The organism is Paenibacillus provencensis (genome assembly GCF_042678545.1).
Classification (GTDB): domain Bacteria; phylum Bacillota; class Bacilli; order Paenibacillales; family Paenibacillaceae; genus Paenibacillus; species Paenibacillus provencensis.
On sequence record NZ_JBHTKX010000004.1, the window covers coordinates 61,105 to 77,731 of the forward strand.

A 16,627-nucleotide genomic window follows, 5' to 3' on the forward strand; every position below is an offset into this window, starting at 1 on the left:
CTCCAGTCAAACAGATATAAAGTTTCTCTGACGAAAACATTTAAACACACAATATCATGCTTTCAGATGATTTGCAATACCAATTAGAATGTTAAATGTGTAGAAGAATGCGTTGAATGGGAGGTGCTAAGCTGTTTAAACTATTTAAATGTTGCCCCAAATGGTTAGAACTCTTTTCGTATTTTTACTATTCTGCAAGCTAATAAAGAAGCAGCGCAATCACCAGCGCTAACAATAGAATGTCGATCAAACCCAAACTAGCAAACATCACCCAAACCGATAAATGTGGAGAGCGGAAAGCACTTGCATTTATTCCCCGTTGTTTACGAAAATAGTCTCTGGTCGCGCACATCATAATGACTGCCCCTAAAAACACAGCTCCAACACCCACTACTGCAGCTATCCAATGACCAAAATCTCGAAAAACGTTAGTTCGAAAAACAACCCCCGTAGCAAGAAAACCCAAACCAATAACAGCTATTCCGGTTCTCACCCAAGCGAGAAAAGTTCTTTCATTAGCAAGATGCTGCTGGATGAATTGCGAATCTGGGGTTTTCGCCTCTTCCAATTCTGTTCCACCCCTTAGATACTTTTGTCCATACACATAATTAGACGACGTTCGATGTCCAAAGCGATATTCCTTATAGAGGCGGCAGATTCCTCTCCAGCCGTTCCGATCAAGTATGACGGTTTAGGCAACCCGATGTTCGTTTGCCCTTCATGCTCATATACTGTAATCTTACACGGCAAAAAATAACCGTTTAATACATTCTCGCTTAGCACTTTTTTTGCTTCAACAGGATTACATACCTCGAGCACTTCATAACGTTGGGTAAACACAATCCCCTTCTCATTTAATTTATCTTGAATGTTGAAACGCCAGAGAACGCCAAATTGTTCTTCCTTCAACGATAATTCCAACGACTGTATAGCTTCATCGACCGTTTTATTTGTTTGAACAGTATAGTGGAACATCAGGAACCTCCTGTTATTGGTCTTAGAAAATTATTACTCTACCACAGTATTATTACCTTAAACATAAATAATAACGCAAAAAAGGCCCCTAACATGTAAGACATGTAAGGGACTCATTTCTTATCTCTGATGCGAGCTACGCCAAGCCATTATGCCGCCTTGTAGGTTCACAATACTGGGAATGCCGTTTTTTTTGAAAATTATAGCTGCCCGTTTGCTTCTCATTCCGCTCTGACAATAAACAAATACCGGTTTATCCTTCGGAAGTTCGTTCATTCTGCTGCTCAATTGAGATAGCGGAAGATTCTTCGCCCCTGGTATGTGCCCCGACTTATATTCATGCGGCTCGCGGACGTCAATGAGAATGGCGTTCTGAGCAGATTTTCGCTCTTGTTCGAACTCTTTAGCATTTATTGTGCGTACTCCTTTAATCGGAGCAAACTGCTTATAAAAGAACAAAATAACGACTAATGCGATAAGAATGTTAATCATCGTTGATGTATCCATTATATCATCATTCCTTACATTTTCTTATCTGCTTTTAATAAGCAGATCAACCGCTTGCTTCACAACCTGTCCGGTTTCTTGCCCTTGTTCCATCTGTTCAACCAGACACTGCTCCAAATTAACGGCCACGATATAGGCAATCGCCTTGTCCGTTGCGCTTCGAATCGCAGAAAGCTGACCTACAACATCCTTACAGTCTTTATTTTCTTCCATCATGTTAAGAACTCCCCGAACCTGCCCCTCGATTCGCTTCAATCTGCGTTTCACATCATCATCATATTTCATGGAAAACCACCCTCTCGTTTTAAGCGAATAGGTATATTATGAACAAAGTTCCCTAGGTTTACAATACACCAATGCGAAGGTGACGTCGTTTTCAGTGAGCTTTAGATGAACAGGTTGACGTTCGCTTCCGTCGCATCGCCCAGATAAGCTGCAACGCCGGCATACTCAATGCCATCTAGCAATTCCTCTTGCTTGAGACCAAGCAAATCCATCGTCATTGTGCAAGCGACCAGTTTCACACCCTGTTCTTGTGCCAATTCGATTAACTGTGGCAGGCTAAGTGCATTATGCTTTTTCATCACATGCTTGATCATAGCCGGACCAGCTCCTGCAAAATTCATGCGTGATAAGCCAAGTTTTTTGGAACCACGCGGCATCATCCAGGCAAATGCCCTCTCCAGTAGCCCCTTTTTGACCGGAACAGGCTGATCTTTTCGCAGTGCATTTAGCCCCCAAAACGTAAAGAATATCGTGACCTCATGATCGTAGGCAGCTGCTCCGTTCGCAATGATGAAAGCAGCAATCGCTTTATCCAGATCACCGCTAAAAAGCACGATTGTTGTTCTTTCAGTGGTTCCAACTTGTGTCATTAATGATATCCATCCTTTCATAATACATATACGGGTATGGGTTTTTATAAAGGCAAAAAAATTAGGATACAACAGATATATTCGCTTTTGTTTGCCCTTCCTTACTCTTCGAATCGTTCTTTCCGATCCAGAGTACGCCGAATAGTGAATTGTATCCGGCTTTATTCAAAATTCGTGCTGCTTTGCGAATTGTTGACTTAGATGTTGAAATGATCATAATCTCACTGCCCTTATCTAGCTCCTTCTTATAAAGGTACGGAAGGCGGCCGAGATAAATATTTATTGCATCCGGATGATGTTCTTGTTCATGATCAATAGGGTCACGAATATCAACGACCTGCACATCGGCAGATTTTATTCGATCGAAGAATTGATGTTCCGTCATAAAGGTGAGACCTTTGACCGGCAGCCAACCTCGAGCAATACCTGATACCAGCAGTAAACCTATAATATTCACCGCTATATGCAGCACATTCAATTCAGATCACCTCACTTGTCGCAAGGAGCATATAATGATTTTATACCTGTAAGGGTATTGCAATCAACAAGAGAAATCTAACAATACTGGATTTAAGTTTTACTAAAGAGAGAATGACTTAGTCATTCTCCCTCCATATTTAGCCTTTTCTAATCCAAAATTTAAAGACTCCTGCTTCTTCCTTACTATCCAATATTTCATGGCCCGTCTTTTTGGCCCAAGCACTCAGATCATTTTGGGCACCTTTGTCGGTTGCATGAACTTCCAACACTTGTCCAGAAGATAACTCATCGATGGACTTTTTTGTTTTAACGATTGGCATCGGACATGCCAATCCTGTTGCGTCTAACAATTTATCACTGATCATCATACATTCCTCCAAGGATTATTAGTTATCGTGAACGGCACAACGGTTCGGACCAATTTCCATTTCACGCTGTTCTTCTTCGTTCGGATTAATTTTTCCCATATTCGTTTGGCGAATTTCTTGATAAGCATTTGGCTGAGGCGGCAAGTTTTCAGTGACTGTCTTGCGGAATTCGCCTTCATCCGTGATGTTTAAGCCTGGGTTTTTCTTGTAAAGGTCACCGAGTCGGCCAGATACCAGCCCCTTCTCGCCAAGCTCGGTTATTTTACCGAAATGTGCTGGAAGAACAATTAAGTCTTCAGACAGATTTTTATACCGTTTGTAAAGCGTCTCTCGTAGATCGCTAACCCAATCCTCAGCCAACCCTGCCAGATCTGGGCGGCCGATTGATTCGATGAACAAAATATCGCCGGACAACAGAAATTTGTTATCGATAATAAACGACGTCGAACCGATTGTATGCCCCGGAGAGTAGAGTGGATGTACAATAATTCGCTCTCTGCCTACGGTGATATCTTTGCCATCTTCAAGTTTCTCGTAGTGGAACGTCACTTCACCTGCGTCCTTCTCGGGTAAGTAATAGGTCGCACTATACTTCTCTGCCATAGCCCGGCCTCCAGATATATGATCAGCGTGCAGATGCGTATCGATTGTATGAACAAGCTTAGCACCTTTTGCCTGGAGGAAAGACTCATACTGGTCGATCATACGGTTTGTATCGATAATGGCAGCTTCACCTTCAGAAAGCACTACGTAAGATAAGCAGCCTTTTCCGATACGTACAAACTGGTACAGTTCGCCTCCACCTGTTAAATCTGCTACCTTAACCGGCTCCAGGTATTCACTCCACGACTTCATGCCGCCTTCCAGATAAGACACGTTGCTTCTGCCGGCTTCAGCTATTTGTTCGGCAACAAACATCGACGAGCCTTCCTTCGCACATACGACAAGTACGGGTTTACCTTCTGGGATTTGTTCAAGTGCGGGATCAACGCCATCAATCAAATCAAAGTATGGGATATTGATAATCTGCACGCTGCGGCCTTCAATTTTCCAGTCAGCAAAATCCGTTTCATTACGCACATCGAGGATAAACAATTCTTTACCTTCAAGAACAAGTTGTGCAACTTCTTTTGCCGACATCTTCGTAATGGTGTTCGTGGTCATATTGTTTCCCCCTTAGGCAATAAATTAGAATGTTAATGTCACGCTGGCATCTTGAGCAAAATCAAGGAACGTTACAGCTCCGCCAACGTCAATACCGTCTATAAAATCTTCCTTATTGAGATTCATAACGTCCATCGTCATCTGGCATGCAATAATCTTCACGCCCATTTCTTGCGCCATACCAACAAGCTCTGGAATGGATGGGACTTTAGCTGCTTTGAAGCCTTGTTCAAAGTGCTCTTTGCCGGCCGGCATTGGTAGCTGAGCATAAGCTTCTTTATGAATGAGATTCAAGCCCTCGAAGGTGAAGAAGATGGCTACTTCAGTATCCGTAGCGGCAGCTGCCGTAGCGATGTTGAATACTTTATAAGCATCGAACAATCCGCCATTGCTTGCAATAATCGCGAGTTTGTTAGACATTATTTATTCCTCCAATTCATTTCATGTTGTTAAAATGTTGTGTAACAAGATCGTATCCTTTAATATCAAACGTCTTTCTCCACGTCGTCATCCCACTCGGTCATACCCGGAATGACATTTTTTAGCTTTGAAAAGCCTTTGTCAGCTAGGGAACGACATGCCATGTCACTTCGGCTGCCAGTACGACAGATAACATGATATTCTTTGTTTGGATCGAGCTCCTGATAACGTGTCTCCAGCTCCCCTGCAGGGATGGAAACGGCTCCTGGAATACGACCGAAAGCGTACTCAGCCGGTTCACGTACATCTAGAATGTTCAATTTTTCTCCGGAAATTAGTTTATTACGAATTTCATCCAGTGTAGACGTGTATTGGAATGTGACGTCTTCTTTGGTCTCCGTTGGATCGGCTTTACGGATGTAATGACGGAATACCCCGTCTTCCTCCTTAAGTCCGATATACTGATGACCGGTCCGTTTGGACCAGCTTTGCAGGTCCGCTACAGAGCCTTTATCGGTTGCTTTTACTTCTAAAACCTCTCCGGTGTTTAGTTCTTCAATTGCCTTTTTCGTCTTAACAACCGGCAAGGGACAAGCCAAGCCTTCGCATTCGAGCGTCCGATCAACTTTAAGTGTTGTTGTCATGGTGAGCATTCTCCCTTCAATAATTATCTGCCTTGTTGAATATCGCCTTGCCATGCAGTCATACCGCCTGGCATATTGATGACGTTGTAGTTCAAATCTGACAGAAATTCACACGCAACATTGCTTCTCCCCCCGCTACGGCATACGACTACTGTCTCCTCATTCGGATCGAGCTCATGAAATCTCGATTCAAGTTGACCGAGCGGGATATGCTTAGCTTGCGGAATGTGTCCCGATTCCCATTCATCCGGTTCGCGAACGTCAAGAATGGTAAATTTTTCTCCACGTTTTAACCGATCCTTCACCTCGAATGGCAGTTGTAAACGGATTTGCTTCGACTTCATCGTTAATCATCCTTCCCTAAGTCAAAATATCAAGCCAAATCTTAATGACAGTCGCAACAATAAGTGTCGCGAGAATCCATTGCAATACCTTCGTATTCAGCTTCTTACTAATCATAGCGCCGAGCGGCGATGCGATTGTACTCGCAATCACCATGACGATTGATGGTATGAGCAGCATGTGACCGCCCATAAGTTTCCCTGCTGTTGATCCAATCGAAGAAATAAAGGTAATCGCGAGTGATGAAGCAATTGCAACTCGTGTCGGTATACGCAAAACAACAAGCATGATGGGTACAATAATAAATGCACCGGCCGCTCCCACAATACCGGATAGTATCCCGATTAGGCCAGCCAAGCTAGCCGCAAGTGCTTTATTAAATCTTATCTTTGTGTAGTCAGCTTCCTCGTCTCCCTTTTTGGGGAGGAACATCATAATACCAGCTACGAGTGCAAGTACAGCATACGTCAGGTTAATGGCTTCATCAGGCATAAACTTTGAGCCATATCCTCCGGCGAAGCTGCCGGCTACGATAGCTACTCCCATGTATAACACGAGGGACTTATTGATATATCCTCCTTTACGAAAGGCGAAAATCCCGGCTAACGAAGCAAAGAATACTTGTACTGCACTAATTGCGGAAACCTCCTGTGCTGTAAATGCAACGAAGCCTAGTGCCGGCGGAATGTAAAGCAGCATCGGGTACTTAATGATGGAGCCTCCGATACCGACCATCCCGGAAATCAAAGATCCGGCAAACCCGATTGCAAACAATGTCAGAATCCAAGCTATATCCAAGGGGGTCTCCTCCTATCTGTTTTCGGGACGGCCATACTTATTGTGCTCATTTATGATCATCCATTATACCCCATGGGGTATTATTTTGACCAAAAAAAATGAACACTTTGCAGTTTTATTTTACCGTCCTATTGCATTTCCTTTATACCAGTACCCGTATGGGTATATTGATACTATAAGCTATAGCTTCATTTTCGTCAACCCCTGTATTTGAATTACTACATTATCGGATTCTCCACTCGCATTTCGGCTCCCAAACTAGTCACTAAATCCGCAGATGGGCATTTATAATAATGTCTCATCTGCAGATCTTCGTACGACAATCACGTTGACATGGTCATTCGATAACGCTCCTTAATCCATCCGTTCCAGCGTTTGCTCCATGATTCCATAGTCAATCGCACCACGGAATATTTCTCGAATAACTCCATCCCGATCGACGGCGTATGTCGTCGGATATGCAACAACTCGAAAGGTTTGCATGACCTCCCCTTGTTCGTCGAGAATGATCGGAAAAGTCAGCCCATAGTTCTCAATAAACGTTCCGACGTCTTCCATACTCGCTTCGGTTGTCGTAAGGTTGACCCCAAGAATCACTACCTCGTCTTTGTAATCCTCATAGATGTTCTGCATATGCGGCATTTCTGCTCGGCATGGCGGACACCAGGTTGCCCAGAAATTAATAAGTACTTTCTTTCCTCGAAAGTCTGAAAGGTTTACCGGCTCACCATACGTATCAACAAGCTCAAAGTTTGGCGCTGCCTCTCCTTGATCGATTCCTACAGACACCTGACCTTTGATACCGTTATCAGTTTGTAACGTATCGTTAGGTTTTGTATAATCATAAACCCCATATCCTGCAAGCAAGAGTAAAGCTATTATTCCAATAAGACTTTTCTTCAAGTTCTCTCCCCCTGTATCTAAAGCGAAATATCGAAAAGTGCGTACCTAGCCAGCCACGCGCCAATCTTTTGCATCTGGCCAGTAAAGAGCAGCAAGCCCATAGTAATAAAGATCAGTCCGTTAATCGTCGACAATAATGGAACATAACGATTCATTTTTCTGATGATGCCGGTAGAAACCGTTAATAAAACAGCGATCAACAGGAACGGGATCCCCAATCCTAATGAATAAAGAGCCAACAATAAGATGCCGCTCCACATGGTTTCAGCAGTGCTGGCCATTAATAAGATCGAAGACAGCGCCAATCCGACACACGGCGTCCAGCCTGAACCGAAAGCTAAACCCGTAAGGAATGACTTCGTCATACCGCTATTAGTCGACAAGTTAGCTGCATCCCAGGATTTATTCGACATTAACCACCGAAGGTTTAACCATCCCATCATCTGCATTCCGAAAACGATGATGAGGAAACCGCTCACCATTTGCACCAACTCCCGGTGCTCTGCAAGCAAGCTACCGACCATTGTTGCGGAAGCCCCCATCGCGATAAACACTAAGCTGAATCCGAATATAAAACTAATAGACCGTATCACAAGCAGCTTACGATCAACTTCAATTTTGCCGTTCATAATCGAAGCGCCAGTGAGATGAGATACATATGCAGGAACAAGCGGGAAAACACAGGGCGAGAGAAACGAAAGTGCTCCCGCCGAGACAGCGATAAGCATCGTGACGGCATTCATCATCCATTTCTCCTTTCGAGAATACGCTGAATAACATACAAAGCCGTTCCTAGCACCATTCCGACTATTTGCTGCATGCTGAACGATAATAAGAACAAATCCCTAGAAGGATTTAAGAACCAAATTCCTGTCCAACCGAGCATCATCCAAAACCAACGTTCGACAAGCTTTCTCCAACCAACAGGGGTCTCGGTCTTATAGAAGATCAGCAACATTCCTGTCGAAAGAGCCGCACTGCCTGCATGAAAACTAACATTATCGGAATCCAGCAAGGCCAACGCAATGTGATAGGCCGTAAAACCGCCAAGTATATAGACTGAAGCTGCGGTTACTATAACAGCTGGCGTAGAATGAGCCTTACGGGTAGACCAAACTACATATACGGTAACAGCTATGACGGCTAACCATATGCCTTTCTTTCCTCCGTCAAAATAAAGCAGCGAAATCGGCTGTTCCCAAGTCGCCACAGGGTCCCACAGTATGAGACTTCCTTTCCAGACCACAAACCAAATCAGAAAAGCATTTGTAGCATTTGCAAAAATGCGTTCGGTGTCCGAATGACCGCGAAAGTATAGCCTAAGCGTAGCCCACCCAGATATACCGAATAGAAAAATGAGTAGTATTTGCCCGTTCAAAACGAATGATCCTATCTGTATTGTATACAAAATGCACCTCCCCTCCGATGTCGAGTATTAGCTTATCTGACGAATGTTAAGAATCGTTAAAGAGCGGAAAATATTTTACTTTTATAAAAGGAAAATACTCAAAAGGTCTCTGTAATAAAAAACAACCGGGATCTAGCTTTCCCAGCCGTTCTCTTTGTGCATAACAATAGGCACCATGATAAGAATTAAGTGCCTTCATACGGCAGCGCAACCCAAAAGGTATGTTTTTGCCCGTCAGTCTCAAGGCCGACTTGACCTCCATGCTGTTCGACAATTTCTTTCACGATAGCTAGACCTAGACCACTGCCTGTATTTTCTCGATTTCTACATCTTGATGAATCGACTTTTACAAATCGATCAAATACTTGCGTTTGTTTATTTTTGGGGATATCCTCCCCTTTATTTGTTATCGAAATACGGTAATATTGATGATCTTTTTTACCTTTGACATCTATCTCGGTACCCACATTATATAAAATCGCATTGCCCAATAAATTCGTAAAGACTTGTCTGATCCCCTGCTCATGCACAAACAATTTGGACTGTTGAGCCTCAATGATTAAATCGATCTTCTTCTTTTCGCATTCTAACTGAAAGAGCTGCGCAACTTGAAGCAATAGGGCCCGTATATCGAGAACTTCTTTCTCGGTATCGGATATCTGGCGAGTTTCCCATATGTTTAATTGGTGAAGCTGCTCGACAAGCTTGGTCAAGTGGAGAGATTCATCTCTAAGTGAAGCATATAGCTCCCTGTTTCCTTCTACTACGCCATCGGACAAGGCTTCCAAATAACCGTTTAAGTTACTCAGCGGCGTACGAAGTTCATTCGATATATCACTCATTAACTGTTTACGAATTTGTGCTTCACGTTGAAGGGTCAACGTCATTTGGTTGAAGCTTCGCGTCAACGCCCCTATCTCGTCATGGTTTGTAGATGGAATCGGTTCGGGGTATGCACCGTTTGCGAGCACCTGGACCGACCTTGTTAATTCGCGAAGTGGTCCTAGAAATCTACGTACGAACCCATAGTGGACAAGCGTTGCTGTTGCACCTGCGACCAAACCGACCTGAAGGAGATAGTTGTTAATCCGCTCGTTAAAGTTGCTTCTGGTCCCCTCACTGATTTCATCTAATTGCCCGACAGCTATACATGCAAAATCTTTCACCGATACACCGGCCAACCAAATAACAACTACTACAACCACTATGTTAACCATGATTAATTTCAATAGCAGATTGTGATTCCAAAACATCACCCTTCGTCTATTTTGCGCCAAAACGATACCCCATCCCTCTCACGGTTTCGATGTAGTCCATCTCCGCTCCCGAAACGCTCAACTTCTCACGCAGCTTGCTGACGTGTACGTCTACAGTCCGATCAACCACGAGTTTTTCGTCATTAGGGTAAAGTTCTCTTAACATTTGTTCTCTTGAGACAATCTGGTTCGGATGCCGCATAAGATAATAAAGAAGCTTAAATTCATGCGGGGTAAGCGTGATTAATTGACCATTATATTTTACTTCTCCCCGCATCGGTTTTAGGGTCAGCCCTCTAAAACTAATTTTGCTGCAACGATTCGCCGTTCTTCGCAGAACATTGTCCACCCGCAACACGACTTCCTGCGGACTGAACGGTTTCGTGACATAATCATCCGCCCCCATTTTCAAGCCCTTGATACGATCAGACTCTTCGATTTTCGCCGTCAACATGAGCAGCGGCACGTCACTGTTCTGCTCCTTACGGATCCATTCGCAGACCCTCTCGCCGCTAACCTTCGGCAGCATAAGATCTGTAATCACAAAGCAGGGATCGTATTTTTCAAATACAGCCATCCCCTCCAAGCCGTCTTCCGCCTCCAGTACTTCATAACCTTCTTTCTCGAGATAGATCCGGAGCAGTCGACGAATTTTCCTATCATCCTCGATAATGAGCACGTTTTTCCCTTTCAAGTTACTTCACCTTCCTAATTTACAGGTTCTAGACAGATGAGAACATGTGCAATGCCTCTCCTGGCCACTTTTTCAATCTTTGTGTAGAGTATTGAGTTCCCAAAAGGTAAAGAATATGGCCACTTGGTGTTCATAAGTGTTATAACTATACTATATACCCCAGTGGGTATTGTCAACGAAAGCGAGAATTGTTGGAGGGCTTACTTTCCCTTAACTCAAATCATATACCGTTGCCACAAAGAACCAACTAATCTGTGAGATAGATCACAGACCATAACATCTTTTTATCGTAATATTGCGATATCGAGATAAGAAAGGGGATCTTGCGAATGGATCAAACAATACAGCATCTTCAGAAGACGGCAGAAATGCTCAAAACGATTGGCCATCCTGAACGATTATGCATCGTAAAGCGTTTGGCCCAGCAAGGAAGCTTTAATGTTGCGGCGCTCCAAGATTGTATGGGTCTACCGCAATCGACTGTCTCTACTCACCTTCAGAAGCTGCGAGCAGCCGGTATTGTAGAATCGCGGCGACAAGGCCTTGAAGTCACTTATTCACTCAAAAACGAACAAACGGAACAGATCGTTAAACTACTTTTTCAGTCAACGGAGGAGAAAAATCATGAGTAAAAAGGTGATAATTGTAGGCGGCGTTGCGGGTGGCGCTTCAGCTGCGGCACGATTGCGGAGATTAGACGAGAAGGCAGAAATCATCATGTTTGAACGGGGAAAATATATTTCGTTCGCAAATTGTGGACTTCCTTATTATATCGGTGGAGACATCAAGGATCGCTCCAGACTGCTAGTCCAAACACCTGAAGCGATGCTGAGCCGCTTTAACCTCGATGTCCGCATCGAGAGTGCAGTAACAAATATTAACGCCTCCCAGCGAACAGTTACAGTACGTCAAAGTAATGGCGAGGAATATGAAGAATGCTTTGATGCCTTATTACTATCTCCTGGAGCGAAGCCAATAAAACCGTCCATACCAGGTATTAATAGCGAACTCATTTTTACGCTTCGAAGTCTTCCTGATACAGATCAAATCAAGTCGTATATTGAAGACCATCATGTTAAACGGGCTGCTGTTATTGGTGGCGGATTTATTGGAATAGAAATGGCCGAGAATCTAATTCAGAGAGGTATTGAAGTCACAATTATTGAAGCTACTCCACACATTTTGGCGCCTTTCGACTCCGATATGGCCGTTTATGCGGAACAGGAATTAGAGGAAAAAGGCGCACCTCTTGCACTCGGTGACAGTGTCGAATCCTTCGAAGAGATATCAAACGAAGTGCACATACAACTGAAAAGCGGACGAAAGTTCGCAAGCGACATGGTCATTCTCGCAATTGGAGTGACACCGGACACCAGTTTCCTGCGAGACTCTGGCATTGAAATGGGTCCCCGCGGTCACATTCTTGTAAACGAGCTGATGGAAACGAACATTCAAGGAGTCTATGCTGTCGGTGACGCAGTAGAGGTGAAACATTTTGTGCTCGGTAATCAAACAGCAATTCCTCTTGCTGGTCCTGCTAACAAACAAGGACGAATTGCTGCTGACAACATTGCCGGATTAAAAAGTGAATATCGTGGTACCCAAGGGACGTCTATTTTAAAAATATTCGGTATGACTGCAGCCGCTACGGGGGTAAATGTACGTACACTCAAACAGAACGGCCAGACACCTCATGTTGCTTTTATTCACCCGGCTTCCCATGCAACTTATTATCCAGGCGCATCTTCGATAACTCTAAAACTGATTTTTAACAATGAGGGGCGAATACTCGGAGCACAAGCTTTCGGTAAAGAAGGCGTTGACAAACGAATCGATGTTATTGCAACCGTGATGAGGTTAAATGGTACGGTCCGGGAACTTTCTGAACTTGAACTTTCCTACGCACCGCCATTTTCTTCAGCGAAAGACCCTGTTAATATGGCGGGCTATGTCGCACAGAACATACTGGATGGAAGAAACGATGTTTGGCTATCCAATGAATTAGATGATTTAGAGATTCAAGACACGCAACTCGTCGATGTTCGTACGGAAGATGAACACTTAATTGGGGCAATTCCAGGTTCTATAAACATTCCAGTGGACGAGCTTCGCGAGCGACTGCACGAATTGGATCCATCAATACCAGTGTATACCTATTGTCAAGTGGGGCTAAGAGGTTATATAGCTACTCAAATATTAACTCAAAACGGTTTTATGGTAAGGAACCTCACAGGGGGTTATAAGAGCTACACTGCCAATCAGTTTAAACCGCAAGCATTTTAATAACGAATAATGCTAATGGAAACGAAGGACAGGTTGCATGATGATGCATCCTGTCCTTGTTTCTTTCTTATACGATACAAGAGCTCCTCACGAAAATATCAATGCCTAACTGTCAATAAGCTACATACCACTCGAATATTCCTGAAAGTCTCCAATTTAGTAACGATGATTTTCTGCAGCTGACATAGCGATTTTTTTTGTTTCATGAACTGTGCCAAATGGATGCTCAGGCGGAGCATAAATTACGTATACTTTAAGTGGTTTGTTACCTATATTGGTTACATTGTGCCACTTACCCGCGGGAATTATTATTGCAAAATCATCGCTGGCTACAGCCCTAAAATCTAATCTCTCTTTGCTGCGTTCTTCGCGGTTTCTAATGCATATATGTGTTCTTATCCTCTGACACGTCTGCTGCCGCCTTAATAAAGTTTAAGGGTGTCTCTCATATCCCTTTTTATTCATCCATAAGAGTCTGGGTTTTCTGCGGAATACGTGGATCCGTTAAAATTGCAAAGAGATATGAGGGTCCAATCAAATCTTGAAACTCTCCCGGGCCATTCACCGGCATTCTCTTCCATGCTTTTTCAAGTTGGCTCCTTGAGATTATGTAGTTTGTTGTACTGGGTGTAATAGCATTTCCCACTGTTTGGTATGTAAAGATTTTCCCTCTTACCTGCTGAAATTCACTACCTTCCTGCTCAACAATGATCTGCCAAACATCATCAAATGACTTCATCAATTATCTCCTTATAATAAATTTGGCCTAATACAGCTCTAAGATTTTCTCCTTCAATATATTTCTATCCCACAAAACAATCCCATTAGAAGAAGCCAATTCTCTTGCGGATTTAGTAAAATAATTATTAGTTATAACAATACCCTTATCTAATTTATAGTGAACTATTCCAGCAGAAACTTCCTGTATCGCTTTATTGTTTACCGTGTTTGAATAACACTTTGCTTGGATTCCAAATTTCCTTCCCTGGCGTTCCGCAATCACATCAATCCCTTGGTCTCCAGATCCTTTAGTCAATCGTACTGAATAGCCCATTTTTTTAAAAAGTTCTAATATGAATAGTTCGAATTCATTTCCTGACATAAGGTCTGTATCGTGGATAGAGTACGCTGTACTATCTAAAATTACATTTTTATTCAGCAAAGACTTTTCAAAGTCATCATTCTTTTTATCTTCTAAACTTTTAAGAAGCAATTTAACAACGACATTATATTCTTTTATAAAATTATTACTACTTGTAACACCTTCATAAATCAAGAAATGAGTTAATAATCCGGCATTATTTGCAGATTTCACATTGATGGTTTCAATCTGAACATAGTGGGAGATGCATTCTTCCAACGTTAATTGTTTAGCATTAAAAATATTTCCAAATTCATTTGCCAGCAAATTGTGATAGTACATGTTTAAAGATTGTCTCAAGATACTCCACGCTATATATATTGCGTTCTCATCATTTTGTAATTCGTATTTTTTTTCGATGAGTTTGACTAATCTTAGAAATTTCTCATTAAACTCAGTATAGATTAATTTCAAGCTAGTGTTTGGCTTAAAACTCTCAAAAATATCATTGTATACCAGATAATGGTTTAAGCTCTCTTCACTACAGAGCAACGATAATTCACCAATATTGTTATATTCAAAAACTAATCTCTCAAAAATGACAAAACTACCTATGCTCAGAAAAGATGTTTCTATTTTATTTATAAAATTAAGAAATATCATTTTCACTTCACTATCAGCGAACAGAACTAAAGATTTAGACGCTATTATTTTTTTATTCAGTAACTTTTTCTCCTTAATTGCCTTAGCTTCTTCTAATTGTTTAATTTTTAGTGCTTTAGCTTCTTCTCGCTCTTTCTTTTTTAAAGCCCTGGCTTCCTCTTGCTGTTTTGTTTTTAAGGCTTTTAAGGCTCTAGCTTCTTCTAACTTTCTTTCTTTTAGTGCCTTAGCCTCTGCCTTAGCCTCTGCCTTTTCCTTTCTTGCCTTTTCTATCAATGCTAGCTCTTTCTCTTTTAGCAACCTTTCTTCTTCCTGTTTCTTTATTTTTAATAACCTCTCTTTTTCTTGCTGTCTTGCTTTCGACACCTTAGCTCTCTCGAATTGTCTCTTTTTCAACTCCATAGAATTTAAGATACCTGGCTCATCTATTACACGATTTGAAGTTTCATCGCATTCGGGACAGATTAAATTTCTTGAGATAGTATAATATATACCTCTTTTCTTACACATGCTCTGCAGGAGAATAATTTGTGTATGACAAAATTCACAACGAACAAAGAGGTTTTCCTTATTTTCTTTTGTCTTATAAAACATAAACCCACCCTCATTTTATTAAAAAATATTTCCATACTTAATATTTCATGGCATGGCTATCTAGCTTATAAAGCTAAATACACTAATTCTATATCGGTTCGATGAAATACAAACATAATCAAGTATCTCTTGCTTCTTACTGTTATTTGAAATGCAATATTGTTTTTCTGATCTATTTATTCTTTTGCTTACTCTTGATATCTAACCATAATGAATACGTTTTTAGGCTCGCTCCTACGATAAATAGGATGCAAATTAAGATGTACAATACTTGATCTACATATTCCATGTCAGTCTTCTCTGCAAAGAACTGTAATACGATCGGCAAAGTCTCGCTAATTAGTAGATGCTTAAAATCATAAACATTAAAATCCATACTCGTACATCCCCTTTTTAATTTATAAGTATCAGCTTAAAAAAACAAAAGGAGACAAAGAGAGCGAACAATCGCTCTCTTGCCTCCAAATTATTGCATGCTGTTGGTTGAATTACTGAATTACAATATGTTGATGTATTAATAATATAATATCCCAAGATGTTGAGATTGTAAACTAATTAAATGCAGAATATGTATAATAAGATACGATAATGAGTAATCTATTTAATAGTTATAAAATCAGCTGCGAAGAGCGTTAGTTTTCATTGAAAACTAACGCTCTTCGTGTTTACCGGCTATATCCTGGCTCTTCTTGCCTTTCCTTCGGATAAATGAAGGCACAAGGTTTAAAATACACTGCCTTCCGCTTATGTGAAGCGTACAACTTAACAACTTCTTCACGATCTGCAGCAGCCTCTCTTTTGAGATCCCATAGATTAAATAGATTAAATATACAAACAGCAATCGTACCTAATGTCAAAATGACTCCGATCACTTTCCACCAAACCGTATCAACTATTCATTTAGAACTCTCCCTATTTGGTTGATATAAGCGCTTTTTCACTTCTTGATAATTTCTTTGAACCTTCATGAACTCGATTATTTTTTGATCCAAGCGCTGTGAAACCTCTAGCACCTCTTCGTTAAGGAGCCCCACGGTTTCACCAATCTGTACCATATCCTTTCTGACACTCTCTAACTCCGTTTTGCAATCATCCATCGTCTTATTTAACTCCTCAAGCAGTTGTTCCATTGATTCCATCATCTGAACTCTCCTGTCCTGGGGGATGAACCCTGC

23 protein-coding genes and 1 pseudogene are annotated in these 16,627 nt (G+C 41.8%); 2 read left to right on the forward strand and 22 right to left on the reverse strand.

All coding sequences use genetic code 11. The features are described 5' to 3' along the window. Positions 1 to 199: 199 nt before the first annotated feature. The 17 genes from ACFQ3J_RS20840 to ACFQ3J_RS20920 all read right to left on the reverse strand — a co-directional run bounded on the left by ACFQ3J_RS20840 (position 200) and on the right by ACFQ3J_RS20920 (position 10,834). On the reverse strand, positions 200 to 568 hold the full coding sequence (locus ACFQ3J_RS20840) for a YidH family protein (RefSeq protein WP_379293844.1): 369 nt from the start codon (positions 566 to 568) through the stop codon (positions 200 to 202). 14 nt (positions 569 to 582) lie between these two features. Next, positions 583 to 975: a DUF302 domain-containing protein gene (locus ACFQ3J_RS20845; protein WP_379293846.1), complete on the reverse strand. Its 393-nt coding sequence runs from the start codon at positions 973 to 975 to the stop codon at positions 583 to 585. Positions 976 to 1,095: 120 nt separating this feature from the next. Further along, positions 1,096 to 1,482: a rhodanese-like domain-containing protein gene (locus ACFQ3J_RS20850; RefSeq protein ID WP_379293848.1), complete on the reverse strand. Its 387-nt coding sequence runs from the start codon at positions 1,480 to 1,482 to the stop codon at positions 1,096 to 1,098. 24 nt (positions 1,483 to 1,506) lie between these two features. Then, positions 1,507 to 1,767: a metal-sensitive transcriptional regulator gene (locus ACFQ3J_RS20855; protein WP_087568575.1), complete on the reverse strand. Its 261-nt coding sequence runs from the start codon at positions 1,765 to 1,767 to the stop codon at positions 1,507 to 1,509. 101 nt (positions 1,768 to 1,868) lie between these two features. Continuing rightward, positions 1,869 to 2,357: a DsrE/DsrF/DrsH-like family protein gene (locus tag ACFQ3J_RS20860; RefSeq protein WP_379293850.1), complete on the reverse strand. Its 489-nt coding sequence runs from the start codon at positions 2,355 to 2,357 to the stop codon at positions 1,869 to 1,871. Between the two features lie 61 nt (positions 2,358 to 2,418). Continuing rightward, positions 2,419 to 2,829 carry a rhodanese-like domain-containing protein gene (locus ACFQ3J_RS20865; protein WP_379294006.1) on the reverse strand — a complete coding sequence of 137 codons (411 nt, stop codon included), beginning with the start codon at positions 2,827 to 2,829 and terminating at the stop codon, positions 2,419 to 2,421. Between the two features lie 145 nt (positions 2,830 to 2,974). Further along, positions 2,975 to 3,202 (reverse strand): sulfurtransferase TusA family protein, encoded by a 228-nt coding sequence (locus ACFQ3J_RS20870; protein WP_379294008.1) that lies wholly within the window; start codon positions 3,200 to 3,202, stop codon positions 2,975 to 2,977. 21 nt (positions 3,203 to 3,223) lie between these two features. Beyond that, entirely contained in the window at positions 3,224 to 4,369 is a 1,146-nt protein-coding gene (locus ACFQ3J_RS20875) for an MBL fold metallo-hydrolase (protein ID WP_379293852.1), read from the reverse strand. Between the two features lie 24 nt (positions 4,370 to 4,393). After that, the gene (locus ACFQ3J_RS20880; protein WP_379293854.1) at positions 4,394 to 4,789 is read right to left on the reverse strand and encodes a DsrE/DsrF/DrsH-like family protein; all 396 of its coding nucleotides are present in this window, start codon (positions 4,787 to 4,789) and stop codon (positions 4,394 to 4,396) included. Positions 4,790 to 4,854: 65 nt separating this feature from the next. Next, positions 4,855 to 5,433 (reverse strand): sulfurtransferase TusA family protein, encoded by a 579-nt coding sequence (locus ACFQ3J_RS20885; protein WP_379293856.1) that lies wholly within the window; start codon positions 5,431 to 5,433, stop codon positions 4,855 to 4,857. Positions 5,434 to 5,456: 23 nt separating this feature from the next. Continuing rightward, positions 5,457 to 5,777, reverse strand: coding sequence for a rhodanese-like domain-containing protein (locus ACFQ3J_RS20890; RefSeq protein WP_379293858.1), 321 nt, complete (start codon positions 5,775 to 5,777; stop codon positions 5,457 to 5,459). A gap of 16 nt (positions 5,778 to 5,793) precedes the next feature. Next, positions 5,794 to 6,573 carry a sulfite exporter TauE/SafE family protein gene (locus tag ACFQ3J_RS20895; RefSeq protein WP_379293860.1) on the reverse strand — a complete coding sequence of 260 codons (780 nt, stop codon included), beginning with the start codon at positions 6,571 to 6,573 and terminating at the stop codon, positions 5,794 to 5,796. Between the two features lie 354 nt (positions 6,574 to 6,927). Further along, positions 6,928 to 7,476: a peroxiredoxin family protein gene (locus ACFQ3J_RS20900; RefSeq protein ID WP_379293862.1), complete on the reverse strand. Its 549-nt coding sequence runs from the start codon at positions 7,474 to 7,476 to the stop codon at positions 6,928 to 6,930. A gap of 17 nt (positions 7,477 to 7,493) precedes the next feature. Beyond that, positions 7,494 to 8,222, reverse strand: coding sequence for a cytochrome c biogenesis CcdA family protein (locus ACFQ3J_RS20905; RefSeq protein WP_379293864.1), 729 nt, complete (start codon positions 8,220 to 8,222; stop codon positions 7,494 to 7,496). Beyond that, positions 8,219 to 8,854 (reverse strand): hypothetical protein, encoded by a 636-nt coding sequence (locus tag ACFQ3J_RS20910; RefSeq protein ID WP_379293866.1) that lies wholly within the window; start codon positions 8,852 to 8,854, stop codon positions 8,219 to 8,221. Before ACFQ3J_RS20910 ends, ACFQ3J_RS20905 begins: the two co-directional genes overlap by 4 nt. A 215-nt stretch (positions 8,855 to 9,069) precedes the next feature. Continuing rightward, complete coding sequence (locus tag ACFQ3J_RS20915) at positions 9,070 to 10,101, reverse strand: HAMP domain-containing sensor histidine kinase (RefSeq protein WP_379293868.1); 1,032 nt, start codon at positions 10,099 to 10,101, stop codon at positions 9,070 to 9,072. Between the two features lie 46 nt (positions 10,102 to 10,147). After that, complete coding sequence (locus ACFQ3J_RS20920) at positions 10,148 to 10,834, reverse strand: response regulator transcription factor (protein ID WP_379293870.1); 687 nt, start codon at positions 10,832 to 10,834, stop codon at positions 10,148 to 10,150. Positions 10,835 to 11,163: 329 nt separating this feature from the next. On the opposite strand from ACFQ3J_RS20920, the gene ACFQ3J_RS20925 reads away from it, so the two are divergent. Continuing rightward, positions 11,164 to 11,466, forward strand: coding sequence for an ArsR/SmtB family transcription factor (locus ACFQ3J_RS20925; RefSeq protein ID WP_379293872.1), 303 nt, complete (start codon positions 11,164 to 11,166; stop codon positions 11,464 to 11,466). Beyond that, positions 11,459 to 13,117: an FAD-dependent oxidoreductase gene (locus tag ACFQ3J_RS20930; protein ID WP_379293874.1), complete on the forward strand. Its 1,659-nt coding sequence runs from the start codon at positions 11,459 to 11,461 to the stop codon at positions 13,115 to 13,117. The genes ACFQ3J_RS20925 and ACFQ3J_RS20930 overlap by 8 nt, the downstream gene beginning before the upstream one ends. Before the next feature lie 156 nt (positions 13,118 to 13,273). Here the strand turns inward: ACFQ3J_RS20930 and ACFQ3J_RS20935 are convergent. From ACFQ3J_RS20935 to ACFQ3J_RS20955, 5 genes and pseudogenes are all read right to left on the reverse strand, one after another. After that, a pseudogene (locus ACFQ3J_RS20935) lies at positions 13,274 to 13,477 on the reverse strand (cupin domain-containing protein); the annotation flags it as partial. 97 nt (positions 13,478 to 13,574) lie between these two features. Continuing rightward, complete coding sequence (locus tag ACFQ3J_RS20940; RefSeq protein WP_379293876.1) at positions 13,575 to 13,856, reverse strand: hypothetical protein; 282 nt, start codon at positions 13,854 to 13,856, stop codon at positions 13,575 to 13,577. Positions 13,857 to 13,883: 27 nt separating this feature from the next. Continuing rightward, entirely contained in the window at positions 13,884 to 15,452 is a 1,569-nt protein-coding gene (locus ACFQ3J_RS20945) for a restriction endonuclease (protein ID WP_379293878.1), read from the reverse strand. A 172-nt stretch (positions 15,453 to 15,624) separates the two neighbouring features. Continuing rightward, positions 15,625 to 15,828 carry a hypothetical protein gene (locus ACFQ3J_RS20950; RefSeq protein WP_379293880.1) on the reverse strand — a complete coding sequence of 68 codons (204 nt, stop codon included), beginning with the start codon at positions 15,826 to 15,828 and terminating at the stop codon, positions 15,625 to 15,627. Positions 15,829 to 16,348: 520 nt separating this feature from the next. After that, the gene (locus tag ACFQ3J_RS20955; protein ID WP_379293882.1) at positions 16,349 to 16,594 is read right to left on the reverse strand and encodes an aspartyl-phosphate phosphatase Spo0E family protein; all 246 of its coding nucleotides are present in this window, start codon (positions 16,592 to 16,594) and stop codon (positions 16,349 to 16,351) included. Positions 16,595 to 16,627: the final 33 nt, after the last annotated feature.